The sequence below is a fragment of the Thauera sp. genome (genome assembly GCF_047601425.1).
Taxonomy (GTDB): domain Bacteria; phylum Pseudomonadota; class Gammaproteobacteria; order Burkholderiales; family Rhodocyclaceae; genus Thauera.
This window is the reverse complement of record NZ_JASGJL010000001.1, coordinates 2,536,282-2,554,998: the sequence shown is the minus strand read 5'-3', so window position 1 is coordinate 2,554,998 and position 18,717 is coordinate 2,536,282. Positions and strand designations below refer to the sequence as shown.

At 66.0% G+C, this 18,717-nt stretch carries 17 protein-coding genes and 1 pseudogene; 12 read left to right on the top strand and 6 right to left on the bottom strand.

Annotated elements, in window-relative coordinates; genetic code table 11:
* Nucleotides 1–3 precede the first annotated feature (3 nt).
* Together QM748_RS12430 and QM748_RS12425 are read right to left on the bottom strand one after the other, a co-directional pair.
* Nucleotides 4–171 carry a hypothetical protein gene (locus tag QM748_RS12430; RefSeq protein WP_415247251.1) on the bottom strand — a complete coding sequence of 56 codons (168 nt, stop codon included), beginning with the start codon at nucleotides 169–171 and terminating at the stop codon, nucleotides 4–6.
* The gene (locus tag QM748_RS12425) at nucleotides 168–626 is read right to left on the bottom strand and encodes a Fur family transcriptional regulator (RefSeq protein WP_415247250.1); all 459 of its coding nucleotides are present in this window, start codon (nucleotides 624–626) and stop codon (nucleotides 168–170) included. Before QM748_RS12425 ends, QM748_RS12430 begins: the two co-directional genes overlap by 4 nt.
* Nucleotides 627–767: 141 nt before the next feature.
* Here QM748_RS12425 and QM748_RS12420 point away from each other — a divergent pair, with 141 nt between their 5' ends.
* The 4 genes and pseudogenes from QM748_RS12420 to QM748_RS12405 form a co-directional block, all read left to right on the top strand.
* Complete coding sequence (locus tag QM748_RS12420) at nucleotides 768–1,367, top strand: DUF2796 domain-containing protein (protein ID WP_415247249.1); 600 nt, start codon at nucleotides 768–770, stop codon at nucleotides 1,365–1,367.
* On the top strand, nucleotides 1,367–2,098 hold the full coding sequence (locus QM748_RS12415; protein WP_415247248.1) for an ATP-binding cassette domain-containing protein: 732 nt from the start codon (nucleotides 1,367–1,369) through the stop codon (nucleotides 2,096–2,098). Before QM748_RS12420 ends, QM748_RS12415 begins: the two co-directional genes overlap by 1 nt.
* The gene (locus tag QM748_RS12410; protein WP_415247247.1) at nucleotides 2,095–3,381 is read left to right on the top strand and encodes an ABC transporter permease; all 1,287 of its coding nucleotides are present in this window, start codon (nucleotides 2,095–2,097) and stop codon (nucleotides 3,379–3,381) included. Before QM748_RS12415 ends, QM748_RS12410 begins: the two co-directional genes overlap by 4 nt.
* Nucleotides 3,273–3,905: pseudogene (locus QM748_RS12405) on the top strand (DUF3299 domain-containing protein); the annotation flags it as partial. The gene QM748_RS12410 and the pseudogene QM748_RS12405, both read left to right, overlap by 109 nt.
* Before the next feature lie 200 nt (nucleotides 3,906–4,105).
* Here QM748_RS12405 and QM748_RS12400 read toward each other — a convergent pair.
* Nucleotides 4,106–4,978, bottom strand: coding sequence for a PEP-CTERM sorting domain-containing protein (locus QM748_RS12400; RefSeq protein ID WP_415247246.1), 873 nt, complete (start codon nucleotides 4,976–4,978; stop codon nucleotides 4,106–4,108).
* A gap of 357 nt (nucleotides 4,979–5,335) precedes the next feature.
* Between QM748_RS12400 and QM748_RS12395 the strand changes: the two genes are divergently transcribed.
* The 3 genes from QM748_RS12395 to pgaD are packed head-to-tail and all read left to right on the top strand — an operon-like array spanning nucleotide 5,336 to nucleotide 8,969.
* Nucleotides 5,336–7,168 (top strand): tetratricopeptide repeat protein, encoded by a 1,833-nt coding sequence (locus QM748_RS12395; protein WP_415247245.1) that lies wholly within the window; start codon nucleotides 5,336–5,338, stop codon nucleotides 7,166–7,168.
* A 23-nt stretch (nucleotides 7,169–7,191) separates the two neighbouring features.
* Nucleotides 7,192–8,463 (top strand): poly-beta-1,6-N-acetyl-D-glucosamine synthase, encoded by a 1,272-nt coding sequence (gene pgaC / locus QM748_RS12390; protein ID WP_415247244.1) that lies wholly within the window; start codon nucleotides 7,192–7,194, stop codon nucleotides 8,461–8,463.
* Nucleotides 8,418–8,969: a poly-beta-1,6-N-acetyl-D-glucosamine biosynthesis protein PgaD gene (gene pgaD / locus QM748_RS12385; protein WP_415247243.1), complete on the top strand. Its 552-nt coding sequence runs from the start codon at nucleotides 8,418–8,420 to the stop codon at nucleotides 8,967–8,969. Before pgaC ends, pgaD begins: the two co-directional genes overlap by 46 nt.
* Before the next feature lie 7 nt (nucleotides 8,970–8,976).
* Here pgaD and QM748_RS12380 read toward each other — a convergent pair whose 3' ends face one another.
* A complete protein-coding gene (locus QM748_RS12380) occupies nucleotides 8,977–9,759 on the bottom strand; it encodes an enoyl-CoA hydratase-related protein (RefSeq protein ID WP_415247242.1) in 783 nt (260 codons plus the stop codon).
* Nucleotides 9,760–9,926: 167 nt separating this feature from the next.
* Between QM748_RS12380 and QM748_RS12375 the strand changes: the two genes are divergently transcribed.
* From QM748_RS12375 to QM748_RS12365, 3 genes are all read left to right on the top strand, one after another.
* The gene (locus QM748_RS12375) at nucleotides 9,927–10,247 is read left to right on the top strand and encodes a DUF485 domain-containing protein (protein ID WP_415247241.1); all 321 of its coding nucleotides are present in this window, start codon (nucleotides 9,927–9,929) and stop codon (nucleotides 10,245–10,247) included.
* On the top strand, nucleotides 10,247–11,923 hold the full coding sequence (locus tag QM748_RS12370) for a cation acetate symporter (RefSeq protein WP_415247240.1): 1,677 nt from the start codon (nucleotides 10,247–10,249) through the stop codon (nucleotides 11,921–11,923). Before QM748_RS12375 ends, QM748_RS12370 begins: the two co-directional genes overlap by 1 nt.
* 187 nt (nucleotides 11,924–12,110) lie before the next feature.
* Complete coding sequence (locus QM748_RS12365; protein ID WP_415248065.1) at nucleotides 12,111–13,403, top strand: hemolysin family protein; 1,293 nt, start codon at nucleotides 12,111–12,113, stop codon at nucleotides 13,401–13,403.
* Nucleotides 13,404–13,467: 64 nt separating this feature from the next.
* Here the strand turns inward: QM748_RS12365 and QM748_RS12360 are convergent, their stop codons facing one another.
* Together QM748_RS12360 and QM748_RS12355 are read right to left on the bottom strand one after the other, a co-directional pair.
* Nucleotides 13,468–14,085 (bottom strand): PEP-CTERM sorting domain-containing protein, encoded by a 618-nt coding sequence (locus QM748_RS12360; RefSeq protein ID WP_415247239.1) that lies wholly within the window; start codon nucleotides 14,083–14,085, stop codon nucleotides 13,468–13,470.
* Between the two features lie 297 nt (nucleotides 14,086–14,382).
* Nucleotides 14,383–15,054, bottom strand: a complete 672-nt coding sequence (locus QM748_RS12355; RefSeq protein ID WP_415247238.1) for a GntR family transcriptional regulator — start codon at nucleotides 15,052–15,054, stop codon at nucleotides 14,383–14,385.
* A gap of 341 nt (nucleotides 15,055–15,395) precedes the next feature.
* Between QM748_RS12355 and scpA the strand changes: the two genes are divergently transcribed.
* Nucleotides 15,396–17,561 carry a methylmalonyl-CoA mutase gene (gene scpA / locus QM748_RS12350; protein ID WP_415247237.1) on the top strand — a complete coding sequence of 722 codons (2,166 nt, stop codon included), beginning with the start codon at nucleotides 15,396–15,398 and terminating at the stop codon, nucleotides 17,559–17,561.
* Nucleotides 17,562–17,648: 87 nt separating this feature from the next.
* Entirely contained in the window at nucleotides 17,649–18,659 is a 1,011-nt protein-coding gene (gene meaB / locus QM748_RS12345; RefSeq protein WP_415247236.1) for a methylmalonyl Co-A mutase-associated GTPase MeaB, read from the top strand.
* Nucleotides 18,660–18,717 lie beyond the last annotated feature (58 nt).

Genomic DNA, 18,717 nt, shown 5'->3' with positions numbered 1-18,717 from the left:
TCTTCAGTCCAGCGCCCACAGCACGGTCAGCCACAGCAGGCCGGTGGCGAGCACGGCGGCACCCAGGCGGGCGAGGACGCCGACGCCGAGCAGGCTGCGCGGCGGGTAGGTGTCCTGGGGAGCACGTACGGGTGTCACGGCTGTGCCGTTGTGGCCGTGGCGGGGGCTCATGGCTTGGCTGCCCTGGCGCCCTGGCGCCCGCAGTCGGCGCAGGCGCCATGAAACACGAGCTCGCTGCGGGCGAGCTCGAAGCCGGCCGGCAGGGCAGGGTCGGGGCCGGCGGGCACGTCTTCCAGGCACAGGATCTGGCCGCAGCGGTCGCAATGGAAATGTGCGTGGCGGTGCCCGCCGTCGCTGCGGATCTCGAAGCGCCAGGCCCGCTCGCCGCCGGCGATGCGCTGCGCGATGCCTTGTTCCACCAGCCAGTCGAGCGCGCGGTAAAGCGTGACGCGGTCGTGCGCGATGCCGGCGGCGGCCAGCATCGCGCCGATTTCGTCGTGCGACAGCGGATGCGGGCTGGCCTGCAGCGCTTCGATGACGGCCACGCGCGTGCGCGTGACCCGCCCGCCATGGGCGGTGATCAGGTCACGGGCGGGAACGGTGGTGGAAAGCGGGCGGTCTGGCATTGCGGTAACGGGCTGGGGCCTGCGAGATGGCGGAAATGAGCGGGGCCAGGGCAATGGACTGTAAAGAGCTTGTCCGTTTTTGATGCAACATTGTAGCATTAAAGATGACTCAATCGAATCCGATCCGTCAGCGGAGGAACAATGAAAGCTGCACGTCTTGCCACTGCCTTTTGCGCGCTGTTCTGCGCGATGCCCTTCCATGCCGTGCACGCCCAGGCGGGGCACGGCGAGCATGACCATGACGCCCATCCGGCGCATGAGCACGGCGTGGCCACGCTGCGGGTGGCGAGCGCCGGCAAGGCGCTGGTGATCGAGTTCCTCAGCCCGCTCGACAATCTGGCGGGCTTCGAGCACGAGCCGCGCAGCGACGAGCAGCGCAAGGCCATGGCCGATGCCGAGGCGCTGCTGCGCGATGGCGCCGCGCTGTACCGCCTGCCTGCCGCTGCCGGTTGCCAGTTGCTGGGAGCGAAGCTCGACTCGCCGTGGCTGCAGGGCAATCGGCCCGGGCATGACCATGGCCATGGGCACAGCGATGCGCACGGCGCCATGGCGCACGAAGGCCATGCCGAACTGGTGGCGAGCTATCGCTTCGAATGCGCCGCGCCAGACAAGCTCGGCAGCCTGCACATCCGCTTGTTCGACAGCTTTCCGCGTCTGCGCGAAGTGCGCGCCGAGCGGGCGACCGCTTCCGGCCAGGGGGCCGCAGTGCTGACGCCGGGCAAGGCCGAACTGGCGCTGTGATGCGGGATGCTGCATCTGGCGCGGGCGGCGCTGCGGTCGCAGTCAGCAGGCTGCGCTATCGCTGGCCGAAGGCATGCGCCGATTGCCTGGCGATCGATGAATTGGCGCTGGCGGCCGGCGAGCGTGTATTCCTGCGCGGCCCCAGCGGCAGCGGCAAGACCACGCTGCTGTCGCTGGTCGGCGGCGTGATCCAGCCTCGGGCGGGCGAGATCGGTGTCGCCGGCCAGCCGTTGTCACAGCTGTCGGCCGGTGCGCGCGATCGTTTCCGGGCCGACAACATCGGTTTCGTCTTCCAGCTCTTCAACCTGCTGCCCTACCTGTCCGCGCGCGACAACATCCTGCTTGCCTGCCGCTTTTCCCCGGCGCGGCGGGCGCGGCTGCGGGCCGCGGGCGTGTCGGCCGGGGCCGAGGCCGAGCGCCTCGCCGGCCGTCTCGACCTCGATGCCGGGGCGCTCGAACGTCCAGCCGCCGAGTTGTCGGTCGGCCAGCAGCAGCGTGTCGCGGCGGCGCGCGCCCTGATCGGCCGGCCCGGCCTGATCATCGCCGACGAGCCGACCTCGGCGCTCGATGCCGACCGCCAGCAAGCTTTCGTCGACCTGCTGCTGGGCGAATGCGCGGCCTCGGAGGCGGCGCTGCTGTTCGTCAGCCATGATCTTCGGCTCGCATCGCATTTCGACCGTGTGCTCGACCTGGCGCAGATCAACCGTGCGGCAGCCGAGGCTGCCGCATGACGCCGGTGCTGGCGCTCAGCCTGCGCAGCATCGGCAACCGCCGCCTGTCGGTGGTCCTGACGGTGATCGCGGTCGCGCTGTCGGTCGCCTTGCTGCTGGGCGTGGAGCGCCTGCGCAACGATGCGCGCGAGAGCTTCGCGCAGACGATCTCGGGCACCGACCTGGTCGTCGGTGCGCGCGGTGGCGCGGTGCAGCTGCTGCTGTACTCGGTATTCCACATCGGCAATGCGAGCAACAACGTGTCGTGGCAGAGCATGCAGCGCATTGCCGCGCTGCCGCAGGTGAAGTGGCTGGTGCCGATCTCGCTGGGCGACTCGCATCGCGGCATGCGGGTGGTCGGCACCACGGCGGATTTCTTCGCCCGTTATCGCCATGGTGCCGATCACAGGCTCGTCCTGGCACAGGGGCGCGTTTTCGCCGCGGCGCCGGACGGCATCTTCGAAGCGGTCGTCGGCGCCGAAGTGGCGGCGCGCTTCGGCTATCGTTCCGGCCAGCAGATCGTGCTCAGCCATGGCAGCCTGGGCGGCGAGGGCGGGCCGCGCTTCGCCGACCATGCCGACAAGCCCTTCACCATCGTCGGCGTGCTGGCCCGCACCGGCACGCCGGTCGACCGCAGCGTGCTGGTCGGCCTTGAAGGCATCGAGGCGATCCATATCGACTGGCACGGCGGCGCGCCGATCCCGGGGCTTTCGATCGCACCCGGGCAGGTGCGCAAGTTCGACCTCAGCCCGAAGTCGGTCACCGCCGCGCTGGTCGGCCTCGACAGCCGGATTGCGGTGTTTCGTATCCAGCGCCAGATCAACACCATGGCCGGTGAACCGCTGACGGCGATCCTGCCCGGCGCCACGCTGCAGGAACTGTGGTCGCTGGTGGGCATGGCCGAGCGTGCGCTGCTGGCGGTGTCGGCGCTGGTCGTTGCCGTGGGCCTTGCCGGCCTGGTGGCGGTGGTCGTTGCCAGCCTGGGCGAGCGCCGGCGCGAACTGGCGATCCTGCGTTCGCTCGGCGCCAGTCCGCCGCAGATCTTCGTCTTGCTGGCCTTCGAAAGCCTGTTGCTGTCACTGGCAGGCATCGCGCTCGGGCTCGCCCTGCTGTATGGTGCGGCCGCCGTGGCGGCGCCGCGGCTGTCCGCCGAGTACGGCCTGAATCCCGCGCTGGGCTGGCCGTCAGGGGGAGAATGGCGCCTGCTGGGCGCGGTGCTCGGCGCCAGCCTTGCTGCCAGCCTGGTACCGGCATGGCGCGCCTACCGTTATTCACTGGCCGATGGCCTGACGATCAGGATATGAAGATGTCTGTGTTTCGCCCGTTTTCCTTGCCTCGCCTCCGGGTTCGCCTGCTGGCCGGCGCCCTCGCGCTGGCGGGGGGATTGAGCCTGGCGCCGGCCGCGTCCGCGCAGTCCGGCAGCGCTTATCAGATCGGCGACCGGCTCGAGGCGGCGAAGGAGAAGACGGCAACGAAGGCGGGGAAGGGCGCGGCGGCGTCTTTCCGCGAGATCAGCTGGGACGACCTCATCCCCGCCGACTGGGATCCGCAGAAATTCTTCGACGATCTGCAACTCGACGACCTGCAGGACAACGATCCGCGCGCGACGGAGATCATGGCGCGGATGCGCGAGGAGTGGGACCGCGCGCCGGTGGTCGAGCGCCTGTCGGGCCAGTCGGTGCGCATTCCCGGCTTCGTCGTGCCGCTGGAAAGCGACGGCAGGACGATCCGCGAATTCCTGCTCGTGCCCTACTTCGGCGCCTGCGTCCATGTACCGCCGCCGCCGGCCAACCAGCTCATCCACGTGATTCCCGACAAGCCGGTGCCGGCCGGCATGAACATGTCGCCGGTGTGGGTGAATGGCGTGCTGAAGGTGGGGCGGGTTCGACTCCGAAATGGGCAGCGCCGGCTACCAGATGCGCGGCATCAAGATCGAGGAGTACAAGGAACCGCTGCCGGAATGAAAAACGGCCGCGGCATGGCGCCGCGGCCGGGAGTGGTGGAGCAAGGAACGGGTGAGGGCAGGGCTCAGGCGCGCTGCTGGGCCATGCGCTTGCGGCTGGCGCCGAAGCCGATGAAACCCAGGGTCAGCAGTGCGAGCGTGCCGGGCTCCGGAACCTGGCCGGGAATGCTGGTGAACAGCTGGTCGGAGGAGATGCCGCGCCAGTCGTCGTCCGAGGGGCCTTTCATCGCCAGGTCGATGACGCCGGCCTCGAGGCGGTTGAAATAGTCGATGTGGATGCCGTAGTAGCCGCTGCCGAGTTGAATCCGCTCGCCGCCGTAGGCGTCGCTGAGAGCGAAGTAATCCCGCCCTTCGGTGCTGCCGGCCAGGGTCTCCCGCTCCATGCCCAGCCTCTCGCCGTCGGACCCGAACAGCGAGAAGGTGAAGCCGTCATCGACGAACAGGCTGAAGTCGTACAGGCCGCCTTCGGCAATGTAGATGTAGCCGGTGAAGCTGCCGACGTAGTTGGTCTGCTGGCCGGTCTGCTCGACGATCGGCACCAGCGGGCGGGTATAGTCGTGGCCCCAGGTGCCGTAGCTGCCGTTGGCGGCCTTCTCGTTGTAGATGGAGTTGGCGAAGCTCACTGCCGAAGTGCCCCTGACGCGCGAGACCACGTTGGCGTCGTCGTCGGCCAGGCTTTGCACATGCCGGATGTCGCGCGTGCTCCAGACGCCGGTGCCCCATCCGTAGCTGCCGATCGGCCGTTCGGCGCTGCCGGGCTCGCGCCACGGCTGCTGGCTGAAACGGTAGTCGTCGCGAACCTGGGTCCAGGTGGCCGACAGCCCCGAGCCCTGGGCGTAGGGTGCGGTGCTGGCCGGGTTGAGCATCGGGGCTGCGGACGCGGACTGTGCAGCGCAGATGCCGAAGGCAAGGGCGATCAGGGTTTTCGAGATGTGCATGGTCATGGCGTTCCTGGAGTTGAACTGCGGTTGTGCTGAAAGTGGCTGCATTGTCGAGCCAGGGCCGCAGGGATTGCCATGAATTGCGTCACACCGAGAATGTAGATTCTGGCGAATTTCTCAAAAATGCTGATCGCGTGAAAAAAGTCGCGCCCCGGCCACCGAAAGAGTGGGCGGAGTGTGACTTGTGGCCTCGCCGAAGCCTCCTTGCATCGCGGACCATTGGGACATCGTCATTCGAGTGCTCCGCATCTCATGGTCTCAATGCCTTCACGCAGGTTCGCCGACCGGTTCGTTCTAGCCGGCCTGTTCGTCTTGTGCCAGTCAGCATGGGGGGCGCCTTCTGCTGCGGAAAACATGCCCTCCGCACAATGGTGGGTATCGCAGCAGGAAAACGCCGCCATGATCCGCGCCGGCATGCGCCACCTGGATACGAACTGGACGCCCGAGCGCTACCTGTCCATCGATGCCGCCATCGAGGACAACACCGAGCGGCTTGCCGAGTTGCACAAGCGGGGCGGTTTCGCACCGGTCGAGCGGGCGCTGAAGCTGGATCGCGCGCTGGCCCTCGCCGCGCGGGGGCGTGACGACGAGGCTGCCGAGCTGCTGCGTGAATTGGCTCGCGGCGATGCCCTGCCGCCCTACGCGAGTCAATTGGCGGGCGACATCGCCATGCGCCAGCACCGTCCGCTCGACGCGGCTGCACACTACCGCGACGCGCTCGTGCCCCAGCCGGAGGACGTCACGCTGCATGTCAGCCTGGCCTACGCCTATCTCGAGGCAGGTTCGTACGGCGAACTCGATCGCACGCTGGCCGAGCTCGACCGCATCGACGGCGCTTCTCTCGATACGCGTCTGTTGCGGATACGCATGGCGCGTTACAGCGACCGCCTGCGCGAGGCGAGGCAGCGGCTCGATGCCCTGCCGGCGGATGAGGGCCTCACCGCTGCTGCAGAGCTGGAAGCAGGCGCCCTTGCTCATGCGCGCGGCCTGCCCCGCGCGGCGGCCGCAGCGTATGAACGTGTGCAGGCGGAGTCGCCCGACAACATCCATGCCGCCATCGGCCTGGCCGAGGCCGCATGGGCGGCCGGGGCGCTCGATGAAGCCGACCGGCGCGTCGCCGAACTCAATGCGAGCGCGCCCGAGCATCCGGGCGTCAAGCGCCTGACCCGCAGCTGGATGTCGGCGCGCCGCGCGCGCCTGAGCATGGAGGCGACTGCCGGCTTCGGCTATGGCAGCATCGACAACAAGGACGACATCACCACCGACGTCTGGCTCTACAGTCCGCTGCTGGCCAACAGGTTCCGGGTCTTTGCCCATCATCTGCGCGTGGCGGCCGATTTCGACGATCACCGCGCCCAGCACATTCGCGCCGGCGCCGGTGTCGAGGCCACCTGGCGGAACTGGATGATGGCGGTGGAACTCGGCCACGAGTTCACCTTCGGCCGCGACGACACGGTGTCGGCGCGCGTGGTCTGGCAGCCGTCCGATCACTGGATCTTCCGCGCCGCGGCGGATTCGCGCACCGACGACGTGTCGGTGAAGGGGCGCTACTACTATCGGGGCGACCGTGACGCCATCCTCTCGGCCAGCCGCTACGCCGTCGGCACGACCTACGTGGTCGATGAATCGCGCCGCTTCGCGCTGGATCTCGGCTATTACGAGTTCAGGGATGGCAAGCCGTTCAAGACCGCACTGCAATACAAAGGTGACGACCGCGACGACAATGAGCGGACGACGCTGACCGCGACCTGGGTGGAGCGTGTCCATAGCGCGCCGCGCCATGCCATCGACGTCCATTCGGTGTTCTATACCAGCCGCAACACGCGCGAGGATGCCGAGTACTTCAATCCCAAGCGCGACTACGCACTGTCGGCGACCGTCGTCTCGGACTGGCTGACGCGGCAGGAGGCCGGCCTGCGCTTCAACCAGCGCGTCGCCGGCACGCTCGGTATCTACCGCCAGCTCGCTGCGTACCGCCAGGGGCGTGACCAGAATGGCGACCGTCTCTATGGCGACGGCGATGACGACTACGGCTGGAAGCCTTTCGGCGAACTGCGCTACGAGCACGAATGGCAGTACGGCGACGACATGTCCGCGCGCTACGGCATCGGCATCCGGCGTTTTCCCTATGACGGCGAATATGAAACCCGCGGCTACATCTATGCGGCCGTCAATCTACGTTTCTGAGTGTTGAGGCGCTGATACAGATCATGACCGACTTCACGACCGACCTCGTCCGCTTCCTTTTCGCGTTCGCGTTCTACTATCCGCTGTTCATGGCCTATCTGTGGATGACGGGCGGACTCTATTACTACTTCCATTACGAGCGCCGCGATCCGCCGCCGGATCAGCCGCCGCCGCTGCCCGAATACCCGCCGGTGAGCGTGCTCGTGCCCTGTCACAACGAAGGCGAAAACGTCAATGAGACGGTGGCGGCGCTGCAGGCGCTCGATTATCCCGAGTTCGAGATCCTGCTGATCAACGACGGCAGCACGGATGACACCGGCGAGCGGATCGAGCAGCTGGCGGCGGGCGATGCGCGCATCCGTGTCGTCCATCTCGCCCGCAACCAGGGCAAGGCCGTGGGGCTGAACACCGCGGCGGCGATGGCCAGCCACGACTACTTCCTGTGCATCGACGGCGATTCGCTGGTCGATCCCCACTGCCTGAAGTGGATGATGCGCCACCTGCTGAACAGCCCGCGCGTCGGCGTCGTCACCGGGAATCCGCGCATTCGCACGCGCTCGACGCTGCTGGGACGCATCCAGGTCGGCGAGTTCTCGTCGATCATCGGCCTCATCAAGCGTGCCCAGCGGACCTACGGCAAGGTGTTCACCGTGTCGGGCGTCATGGCCTGCTTCCGCCGCAGCGCGCTGCAGGACGTCGGCTACTGGAACCCCGACGCGCTCACCGAGGACATCGACATCAGCTGGCGGCTCGAGGTCCGCCACTGGGATGTGCGCTTCGAGCCCAATGCGCTGTGCTGGATCCTGATGCCGGAAACCCTGCGCGGCCTGTGGCGCCAGCGGCTGCGCTGGGCGATGGGCGGCAGCCAGGTGCTGCTCAAGCAGGCCCCGGTGCTCACGCGCCTGCGCCACCGCCGCCTGTGGCCGATCTACTTCGAGTACTTCACCAGCGTGGCCTGGGCCTACACGATGGCTGCCATCGCGCTGCTGTTCCTCATCGGCCTGGTGGTCGAGCTGCCCGAGCCGCTGCAGGTGCACACGCTGGCGCCGGGCTGGAACGGCCTGGTCATCGGCACCACCTGCCTGTTGCAGTTCGGTGTGAGCATGTTCCTGGATTCGCGCTATGAGCGCGGTTATGGTCGGCACTACTACTGGATGATCTGGTATCCGCTGGCGTACTGGATGCTGAACGTCTGCACTTCGGTGGTGGCACTTCCGAAAGTTTTGTTGAGAGGAAAAAGGCGAGCAACATGGAAAAGTCCCGATCGCGGCATTCGCCCAAGCAGCACCCACTGATCATCGACCGTCCCGACCTGCAGGCCTGGCCGCAACGGGCCTTGTCGGGCGCGCTGACGACGTTCTTCTGGCTGGCCTGGCTGGTCCTGTGGATACCCTTGCTGACGCTGGGCGGCTGGTTCTTCTTCGGCTGGCAGTTCAAGTTCCACATGTTCGACCTCGGCGGCCTGACCGGCTATGCCGAACTGATCAGCCTCTACATGGCCGTCATCGTCGCCATGGGAGCGGTTCTGCTCGGCTGGGCGAAGTACAACCACCTCCGTTTCCGCAACGTCGAGCGGCGCAAGGCCTTTCCGCTGGTCACGCCCGCCGGGGTCGGCGCCAGGACCGGCCACAGCGAGGCCGAAGTGCTGGCCTGGCGGAAGATGCAGGTCATGGTGGTCGAGCATGACGAGCACGGCGGCATCATCGCCGTGACTGACAAGGCTGCCGCCAGCCTGCCCGTCGTGCCATTGCCCGTCGCGCCGGCCAGGCGCGAGGAGCATGCCGTGCTGGAAGCGGCATAGTGCGGATTCAGCGCCCCGTGAAGCGGGGCGTTCTCTTGTTCAGGAAGGCGTCCAGCCCTTCCCGGTAATCCTCGGTCGCGAGGAAATCGAAAGCCTGGCGCTTCTCCGCTTCCGACAGCGGCGTGCCGTCCATCAGCCGCTTCACCCACTGCTTGTGCCAGCGCGCCACCAGCGGTGCGCCGGCGCAGATGCGCGCGGCGCAGGCCGCCGCTTCGCCGAATACCTGCCCGTCATCGACGACGCGTGACAGCAGGCCCTTCTGCAGCGCTTCCCGCGCGCCGAGGATGCGGCCTTCGAGCAGAATCTCCAGCACCACCGCCGGGCCGACCAGCGCCAGCAGGCCGGCCATCTCCCCCGGGTACATCGAGAAGCCCAGCCGGTTGATCGGCGCGCCGAAGCGCGACGACTCGCCGGCGATGCGGATGTCGCAGCAGCCCGCAATTTCCAGCCCGCCGCCGATGCAGGCGCCGCGGATCGCCGCCACCGTCGGCACCGCGCAGTTGCGCACGGCTTCCAGCGCGCAGGCGACCAGCTCCTCGTGATAGTGCAGGGCGTCATCCACCGTGGCGCGCACGGTCAGGAATTCCTCGATGTCGCCGCCGGCGGCGAAGGCTTCGTCGCCGGCGCCGCGCAGGATGACGCAGCGTATCGACGAATCGCCCGCCACCTCCTGCATGGCGGCGGACAGGCCGCGCCACATCGCCGCATTGACGGCATTGAGCTTGGCCGGATTGTTCAGCGCGATGGTGGCGATGCCTTCGGCGCGGTCGAGCGAGATGTTCGGAGCCATGGTATGTGCGTGCAAACAAATAAAAATTTTCCATACGGAAGTGTATGGAGTCTTATGGATGATATATCATCCGCAGGATCGGGACGCCGCGTCAGACGGCCGCCCGAGCAAAGGAGGGTGGAGGATGTGGCGTTTCACAGCGTTGCTTTTCCTTGAGGAGGGAGAAAGTGTCTAGCTCAGTCTATGCGCACATCAGGCGCAATCCGCGATTTACGGAACTGGTGACCAAACGGACCCGCTTTGCTGCGATCCTGGCGGGCATCGTTCTGGTGGTGTTCTACGGCTTCATCCTGCTGGTGGCGTTCGCCCCCGAACTGATCGGCAAGCGCCTGTTCGAGGGCAGCAACTGGACGTTCGGCATCATCGCCGGTCTGGTGCAGTTCATCGTCTTCTGGATCCTGACCTTGATTTACGTCCGTCGCGCCAACGGCGAGTTCGACGACATCAACAAGGAAATCGTCCAGGCTGCATGGAAGGCGGAAAAATGATGAACACCCGATTCGTATCGCGCCTGGGCGCCAGCCTGCTCGCACTCTCCATCCCGGCGCTTGCGCTGGCCAAGCCGACCATGGGCGAAATGGAGAAGCAGCCGCTGAACCTGCACGCCATCGTGATGTTCTTCGTCTTCGTGCTGATGACGCTCGGCATCACCTACTGGGCAGCCAGCCGCACCAAGTCGGCATCCGATTTCTACACCGCGGGCGGCGGCATCACCGGCTTCCAGAATGGCCTCGCCATTGCCGGCGACTACATGTCCGCAGCCACGCTGCTGGGTCTGACGGCGATGATGTACATGCAGGGTGTCGATGCCTACATCTACATGCTGTCCTTCTTCGTCGGCTGGCCAGTCATCCTGTTCCTGATGGCCGAACGCCTGCGCAACCTGGGCAAGTTCACCTTTGCCGACATCACCGCCTACCGCCTCAACCAGGGTAAGGTGCGGACGATGGCGGCGATCAGCTCGCTGACCGTGGTGTGCTTCTACCTGGTGGCGCAGATGGTCGGTGCCGGCCAGCTCATCAAGCTGCTGTTCGGCCTGGACTACAACATCGCCTTGTTCGTGGTCGGCGTGCTGATGATGGTGTACGTCACCTTCGGCGGCATGGTCGCCACCACCTGGGTGCAGATCATCAAGGCATGCATGCTGCTGGTCGGCGGCACCACGGTGGGCGTGCTGGCCTTCAGCCAGTTCGGCTTCTCGTTCGACGAGGTGACCAACCGTGCGATGGAAGTGCATAAGCTGGGCACGAAGCTGCTCAGCCCGGGCAGCCTGCTGGCCGATCCGGTGACCGCCATCTCGCTCGGCATGGGCCTGATGTTCGGTACCGCGGGCCTGCCGCACATCCTGATGCGCTTCTTCACCGTGACCGACGCCAAGGAAGCGCGCAAGTCGGTGCTGTACGCCTCGGGCATCATCGCCTACTTCTTCAACGTCATCGCCATCATGGGCGTGTGCTCGATCCTCATCGTCGGCCAGAACCCGCAGTTCTTCGAAGGCGGCGAGATCGGCGGCAAGGTCATCGGCGGCGGCAACATGATCGCGATGCACCTGGCGCAGGCGGTCGGCGGCAACCTGCTGCTGGGTTTCCTGTCGGCCGTCGCCTTCGCCACCATCCTGGCGGTGGTGGCCGGCCTGGCGCTGGCGGGCGCTTCGGCGATCTCGCACGACATCTACTCCCGCGTCATCATGAAGGGCAAGGCCAGCGAGGCGACCGAGATCAGGGTCTCCAAGTTCGCCACCATCGGCCTGGGCATCGTTGCCGTGCTGCTGGGCATGGTCTTCGAGAAGATGAACGTCGCCTTCATGGTTGCGCTCGCCTTCGGCGTCGCCGCTTCGGCCAACTTCCCGGTGCTGATCCTGTCGATGTACTGGAAGGGCCTGACGACCAAGGGCGCGCTGGCCGGCGGCTATCTGGGCCTGTTCAGCGCGGTGGCCTTCGTCGTGCTGTCGAAGTCGGTGTGGGTCGACGTGCTGGGCTTCGCCTCGCCGATCTTCCCCTACACCCAGCCGGCGCTGTTCTCGATGCCGCTCGCCTTCCTCGCCACCATCCTGGTGTCGAAGATGGACAGCAGCGCAGAGGCCAAGGCCGAGATCGAAGCCTTCGAGGACCAGTACGTGCGCGCCCAGACGGGTGTCGGCGCGGCCTCGGCTTCGTCGCACTGATGCCGCTCCGGCGCGGGCGCCTCACGGCGCCGCGCCGCTGGCCTGCAAACCCGCCGCGCAGCGATGCGCGGCGGGTTTTTCCTTTCCGGCATCGTCAGCGGCCGGGCGGGGCCGGCAGGAGCCGAATGGCGGAGTGATAGACTTCCGGGCGATCCGTCCAGAGGCCCATCCCGAAGGAGTCATCGTGCTGTTCGATCAGTTGCTGCTCATCCTGTTGCTCATCGCCGTCAGCGCCTTTCTGTCGATGTCAGAGATTTCCCTGGCGGCGTCGCGCAAGGTCAAGCTCAGGCTGATGGCCGAGGGGGGCGACGTCAACGCTCAGCGGGTGCTCGCGCTGCAGGACAGCCCGGGCAATTTCTTCACCGTGGTGCAGATCGGGCTCAACGCGGTCAGCATCCTCGGCGGCATCGTCGGCGAACAGGCGCTGTCGCCGCATGTCGAGGCGTTGCTGCGGCCGCTGTACGACGGCCCGCTGCTCGGGACGCTGAGCTTCGCCCTGTCCTTCGTCTTCGTGACGTCCCTGTTCGTGCTGTTCGCCGACCTGATGCCCAAGCGGCTGGCGATGGTCCGGCCCGAGCACATCGCCATGATCGTGGTGCGGCCGATGCTGCTGTGCGTGTGGCTGTTCGCACCGCTGGTGTGGATCTTCAACGGCCTGGCCGATGTCCTGTTCCGCTGGCTGAAGGTGCCGAGCGTGCGCGTCGAGGACATCACCGCCGACGACATCGTCGCCATGGCCGATGCCGGCGCCCAGACCGGCGCGCTGCTGCGCCAGGAGCAGCACCTGATCAGCAACGTGTTCGAGCTCGATTCGCGCATCGTGCCCTCGGCCATGACTTCGCGCGAGAGCATCGTCTTCCTGACCCTGTCCGAATCGGAGGAGAGCATCCGGCGCAAGATCGCCGGGCATCCGCACGGCAAGTTCCCGGTGTGCGAGGACGGCATCGACAGCGTGATCGGCTACGTCGATTCCAAGGACATCCTGCCGCGCATCGTTCAGGGCCAGGACCTGTCGCTGCGCACCCAGCCGATCGTGCGCAAGATCCTGATGCTGCCGGACACACTGACATTGTTCGAGGCGCTGGAGCGCTTCCGCGATGCGAAAGAGGACTTCGCCCTGGTCATCAACGAATACGCGCTGGTGGTCGGGCTGCTGTCCTTGCAGGACGTCATGAACACCGTGATGGGTGATCTGGTCAGCCCCTTCCAGGAGGAACTGATCGTGCGCCGCGACGACCGATCCTGGCTGATCGACGGCGTCACGCCGATCGAGGACGTGATGCAGGCGCTGGAAATCGATGAATTCGAGGGCTTCGAGAACTACGAGACGGTGGCCGGCTTCCTGATGTATCGCCTGCGCAAGGTGCCGCGCCGGACGGATTCGGTGCTGTATGCGGGCTACAAGTTCGAGGTGGTCGATATCGACAACTACCGCATCGACCAGGTGCTGGTGACGCGGGAAGCGGAAACGGCGGTTTGAGGCGGCTCGTAGACGAAAAAACCGCTCCCGGAGGAGCGGTTTTTCCTGAGTCGCCGAAGCCCGATCAGGCTTGCTTGCGACGGATGGCGCCGAGGCCGACCAGACCGAGGCCCAGCAGAGCCAGCGTGCCGGGGACCGGAACGGGTTGAGGTTCCGGTGCTTGGCCTTGGGCTGCGAAGTTGGCACCCCAAGTGGGGTTGATGTCGCCAATACACTGCCTGCCGTCGCTGTTGCAGGTGGACGACAGCATGAAGGTGCCGGTGAACAGGGTGTCATCGTAGCCAGCGCGGCTGACGTAGCCGGTGATGCCCGCGTAGTTGATGCCGTCAGTGCACTGGGTGGCGTTGCAGGAGAAATTGGTCACGGTCTTGGTGCCCCAGTCGGTCACCGTGAAGATGAATCCGTTGGCGGTGAACAGCGTGGCCGGGGTGCCATCAAGGGCGAAGCTATAGCCGCCGATGGAGGTAAAGGGAGGTGCCATGTCACCGGTGGCGCTGGTAAGGCTACCCTGCGAGGACGCCATCGTCGTCAGTTGGCTAACCATCGAGCTCGACGGTGCGGCCGGGGCATTGGTGATATTGCCGGCAGCGGAGAGGCCGCCATTGATAAAGGCTGCGTGAGCAGCACCGCTCATCGAACCCAGCGCGACGGCGCAAGCAACAATCACGTTACGAAGCTTCATGTGTAAGACCCTCATTTGTGGTTGGACGCAGCGTTGGAGAACGCTCCTGGTTACCTCATAGCAAAGCATGTGCCACTTTTTTTATTATCGATTAATTTGTTTTGATTCAATGGCTTGATGTGGGCTGGTCTAAAGCCGTTTCAGCTGGCCTGGGCCTGGTGTCAAATTTCTCGACGTTTTTTTGAATAATGCCGTACGCATGGCCGGGGTTCGCGCCTGTACTGCGGCATGCATTGCAGAAGCTGGAAAGTCAGGCTGGCCCGGGCACCCTATGGCGCCGGGGCCATGGCTCGGGGTTCAGGCCGCTTTCGTCTTCGCCGCTGCGATGCGCGCCACGGCTTCGCGGCCGCTGTGGATGTGGGCGCGCATCAGGGATTCGGCCGAGGCGGCGTCGCGGGTCGTGAGGGCGCCGAGGATGGCGCGGTGTTCGGCCAGCGACTGTTCGAGCCGACCTTCCGAGAACAGCGAGTGGTGGCGCGACAGCTTGATGACCTTGCGCAGGTCCTCGATCACGTGCAGCAGCCAGTGGTTGTCGGTGAATTCCTGGATGGCGCGGTGGAAGCTCTGGTTGGCTTCGAAGAAGCCTTCGATGTCCTGCGCCGCGGCTGCGCGCTCGAGCTCCGCATGTATCGCCTTCAATTCGTCCAGCTGCCTGTCGGTCGCGCGGCCGGCAATCGTGCGTGCGCATTCCCCTTCGAGCAGTGCCATCACCGAGAACACTTCGTCCAGGTCGCGTTCCGAGATCTCGGTCACATAACAGCCGCGGCGCGGCTTGAGGGTGACGAGGCCTTCGGAGGCGAGCACTTTCAGCGCTTCGCGCAACGGCGTGCGCGAGATGCCGTAGTGTTCGGCCAGCGCCTGTTCATCGACCCAGGTGCCGGGCGGCAGTTCATGCGAGAAGATACGTTCGCGCAGGCGTTCGGCGACTTCCTGGTAAAGGGCGAGTGGAGCGATGCGGGATGCTTTCATGGATGGAATGTGGACAGAGTGTGTCTGCCGCGTCTCGGGTCGGCATTTGTAATGCGCGCATTATCACCCTGTTGCATCGCGTTTGCGTTCATAATTATGGATAAAGTATTATTTCGGGGTTTGCAAGCAGTCACTCCATCACGCTGCGCGGCATGGGAGGCGCCGGACGATGAGCCGGCGAACAGGAGAGGGACCGTGCAGCGCGATGGGACGTCGACGGCCGCTCGTGGCATCGAGCCGCGAGCGGCTTCGTCGCCGTCGGCCCGGACCGGACTGCGTCGCAGTCCTGATACATATATGAACCGCCGCGGATGCGGCGCCTGATGATCCAAGAGGTTTCCATGTCGAACGCCAATGAGCCGATCTATCCCCAGCCCGATCTGGAGGCCTGGAAAAAGGCCGCCGCCAAGCATGCCCCCGACGGCGACATCGAGAAGCTCAACTGGATCACGCCCGAAGGCCTGAGCGTCAAGCCGCTGTATACCAAGGCCGACACCGAGAGCCTGGCGCATGCCGACACGCTGCCCGGCTTCGAGCCCTTCCTGCGCGGCCCGCAGCCCACCATGTACGCGGTCAAGCCGTGGACCATCCGCCAGTATGCCGGCTTCTCCACCGCCGAGGCGTCCAATGCCTTCTACCGCAAGGCGCTCGCCGCCGGCGGCCAGGGCGTGTCGGTGGCCTTCGACCTCGCCACCCACCGCGGCTACGATTCCGACCATCCGCGCGTGACCGGCGACGTCGGCAAGGCCGGCGTGGCGATCGACTCGGTCGAGGACATGAAGATCCTGTTCGACGGCATCCCGCTCGACAAGATCTCGGTGTCGATGACGATGAACGGCGCGGTGCTGCCGATCCTGGCCGGCTACATCATCGCCGCCGAAGAGCAGGGCGTGCCGCAGGACAAGCTGTCGGGGACCATCCAGAACGACATCCTCAAGGAGTTCATGGTCCGCAACACCTACATCTACCCGCCGACGCCGTCGATGAAGATCATCGCCGACATCTTCCAGTACACGTCGGCGCACATGCCCAAGTTCAACAGCATCTCGATCTCGGGCTACCACATCCAGGAAGCGGGCGCGAACCAGGCCATCGAGCTGGCCTTCACGCTGGCCGATGGCCTGGAGTACGTGCGCACCGGCATCAAGTCGGGCATGGACGTCGACACCTTTGCCGGCCGCCTGTCTTTCTTCTGGGCGGTGGGCATGAACTTCTATCTCGAGATCGCCAAGATGCGCGCCGCGCGCCTGCTGTGGTGGCGGATCATGAAGCAGTTCAACCCCAAGAGCGCCAAGTCGATGATGCTGCGCACCCACTCGCAGACTTCGGGCTGGTCGCTGACCGAGCAGGACCCGTACAACAACGTCGTCCGCACCACCATCGAGGCGATGGCGGCGGTGTTCGGCGGCACCCAGTCGCTGCACACCAACGCGCTGGACGAGGCGATCGCGCTGCCGACCGAGTTCTCGGCCCGCATCGCGCGCAACACCCAGATCATCATCCAGGAAGAAACCCACATCTGTAACGTGGTCGATCCCTGGGCCGGTTCCTACATGATGGAGAAGCTGACCCAGGACATGGCCGACAAGGCCTGGGCGCTGATCGAGGAAATCGAGGCCATGGGCGGCATGACCCAGGCGGTCGAGTCCGGCTGGGCCAAGATGAAGGTCGAGGAGTGCGCGGCCGACAAGCAGGCGCGCATCGATTCGGGCAAGGACGTCATCGTCGGCGTCAACAAGTACAAGCTGGCGAAGGAAGACCCGATCGAGATCCTCGACATCGACAACCATGCGGTGCGCGAAGCGCAGATCGCCCGCCTCAACAAGATGCGGGCGACGCGCGACAGTGCCGCGGTGCAGGCCGCGCTGGATGCGCTGACCCAGTGCGCCGAGACCGGCGAAGGCAACCTGCTCGACCTGACGGTGAAGGCGATCCGCCTGCGCGCCTCGGTGGGCGAAGTGTCCGATGCGCTGGAAAAGGTCTTCGGCCGCTTCCGTGCCAACCCGCAAGCCGTGTCCGGCGTCTATGGAGCCGTGGTGGAAGAGCAGGAAGACTGGAAGGCCTTGAAGGCCGACATCGAAGCCTTCATCGCCGAAGAGGGCCGCCGCCCGCGGGTGATGATCGCCAAGCTCGGCCAGGACGGCCACGACCGCGGCGCCAAGGTGGTGGCCTCGGCCTTCGCCGACCTCGGCTTCGACATCGACATCGGCCCGCTCTTCCAGACCCCGGAAGAAGCTGCCCGCCACGCGGTCGAGAACGACGTGCATGCGGTGGGCTGCTCCAGCCTCGCCGCCGGCCACAAGACCCTGGTGCCGCAGATCGTCGACGAACTGAAGAGGCTGGGGGCCGACGACATCATCACCTTCGTCGGCGGCGTGATTCCGGCGCAGGACTACGATGCGCTCTACGCTGCCGGCGCCAAGGGCATCTTCGGCCCGGGCACGCCGATCCCGACCGCCGCCCGCGAGGTGCTGAAGCAGATCCGCGCCGCACGCAAGGGCGCCTGAGCCGGCGCATGCCGATGGTCGCGTGAGGCTGAACTGCCCACGCGGCCTGCGCCGACCGATGCACCAGCAGCCCCGAAGCCGATGAACATGCCTGAACTTCCGTCCCCAACGACCACCGCGAACGCCGGTCTCGATGCCGCCGACCGCAGCCTCGTCGAGGGCGTGACCGCGGGCCAGTTGCGTCCGCTGGCCAAGACCATCACGCTGATCGAGTCGCAGCGCGAAGACCACAAGCTGCGCGCCCAGCGCGTGCTCGAAGCCCTGCTGCCGTTTACCGGCAAGGCGATGCGGGTGGGCATCTCCGGCGTGCCGGGGGTGGGCAAGTCGACCTTCATCGAGGCGCTGGGGCTGTACCTGATCGAGCAGGGCCTGCGCATCGCGGTACTGGCTGTCAACCCGTCGTCCTCGGTCACCGGCGGCTCCATCCTCGGCGACAAGACGCGGATGGAGTTGCTCAGCCAGAATCCCGCCGCCTTCATCCGCCCCAGCCCTTCGGCCTGCAGCCTGGGCGGCGTGGCCGAGAAGACGCGCGAATCCATGCTGGTGTGCGAGGCGGCGGGCTTCGACGTGATCATCGTCGAGACCGTCGGCGTCGGCCAGAGCGAGACCGCGGTGGCCGGCATGACCGACATCTTCTGCCTGCTGCAGCTGCCCAATGCCGGCGACGACCTGCAGGCGATCAAGAAGGGGATCATGGAGATCGCCGACCTGATCGTCATCAACAAGGCCGACATCGACCCCGCGGCGGCGATGCGCGCCCGCGCGCAGATCAAGACCGCGCTGCACATGCTGCGTCCGGCCAGCCCCAACTGGACGGTGCCGGTGTTGACCTTGTCGGCGCTGCACAACCAGGGGGTCACCGAATTCTGGACGGCGGTGACGGATTACCGCAAGGCGCTGACCGCGTCGGGCGAATTCGCCGCCAAGCGCCAGCAGCAGGCCATGGCGTGGATGTGGGAGCTGATCGACTCGGGCTTGCGCAGCCGCTTCCGCAACCATCCGCTGGTGAAACAGGAACTGCCGGAGCTGGCGCGCGCGGTGAAGGAGGGCAGCACCACGCCCTCGCTCGCCGCCCAGCGGCTGCTCGGCCATCTTTGAATCGAAGCAAACCGGGGCCCCAGGCACCCGATCCATACGATCCGACAGGAGATCATCA